Raw genomic sequence first — 1,170 nt, 5'->3', positions numbered from 1 at the left:
CCCGGTCGCCGCGGACTCCACATTCCAACGTCGCTGTGCTGCCGGTCCAAGAACCAGTGCCGAGTGACTGAGTGACCGACTTCTACCCGTGCGACACTCAATAAACAACCAACATGTCTGACGAGGAGGAATATTCTGGCTCTGAGGAGGAGGAAGTAGAAGAAGAAGTCCCGGAGACGAAACCCGCTCCTAAACAAGAGGGTGAGGGAGATCCAGAATTCACCAAGCGTCAAGACCAGAAGCGGTCGGACTTGGATGAACAGTTGAAGGAATACATCAACGAATGGCGCAAACAGCGGGCCAAGGAGGAGGATGAGCTCAAACGCCTTAAAGAGAAGCAGGCCAAGCGCAAGGTTTCTCGTGCCGAAGAAGAAAAGCGCCTCGCTCAAAAGAAAAAGGAAGAAGAAGAAAGGAGAGTGCGCGAAATCGAAGAGAAGAAACAGCGCGACATCGAAGAGAAGAGGCAACGGCTCGAGGAGGCCGAGAAGAAGCGCCAGGCTATGCTCCAGGCCATGAAAGATGCCAGCAAGACCGGACCCAACTTCACCATCCAAAAGAAGAGCGAAAACTTCGGTTTGAGCAATGCCCAGCTGGAGCGCAACAAGACCAAGGAGCAGCTGGAAGAGGAGAAGAAGATCTCCCTGTCCATCCGCATCAAGCCGCTGACCATCGAGGGTCTCTCCGTCGACAAACTCCGACAGAAGGCCCAGGAACTCTGGGAGTGCATCGTCAAACTCGAGACCGAGAAATACGATCTCGAAGAGAGGCAAAAGAGACAGGACTACGACTTAAAAGAGCTCAAAGAAAGACAAAAGCAGCAACTGAGGCACAAAGCTCTCAAGAAGGGTCTCGACCCCGAAGCGCTCACAGGCAAGCACCCGCCCAAAATTCAAGTAGCGTCCAAGTACGAGAGGCGTGTCGACACACGATCCTACGACGACAAAAAGAAACTGTTCGAGGGTGACCTAGAGAAACTGAACAAGGACTTCCTCGAGAAGGTGTGGCAAGAGAGGGCCGAACAGTTCGGCGGCAGGCAAAAGGCGCGACTGCCCAAGTGGTTCGGCGAGAGGCCCGGCAAGAAGAAGGGCGAACTCGAATCTCCGGAAGGCGAAGAGGACGTCAAGGCTGAGCCCGAGGAGGACGAAGAGCCTCAATACGAGCCTGAACCCG

The 1,170-nt window shown here is 54.4% G+C and carries 1 protein-coding gene; it reads left to right on the top strand.

Features of this window, described 5'->3' with window-relative positions; all coding sequences use genetic code 11:
- Positions 1 to 113: 113 nt before the first annotated feature.
- A partial coding sequence (locus tag F0L68_RS45760; protein ID WP_149855390.1) for a troponin occupies positions 114 to 1,170 on the top strand: 1,057 nt, incomplete at its 3' end.

This window comes from Solihabitans fulvus (assembly GCF_008386585.1).
GTDB classification, from domain to species: domain Bacteria; phylum Actinomycetota; class Actinomycetes; order Mycobacteriales; family Pseudonocardiaceae; genus Solihabitans; species Solihabitans fulvus.
This window is presented reverse-complemented; position numbering and strand designations above follow the sequence as displayed.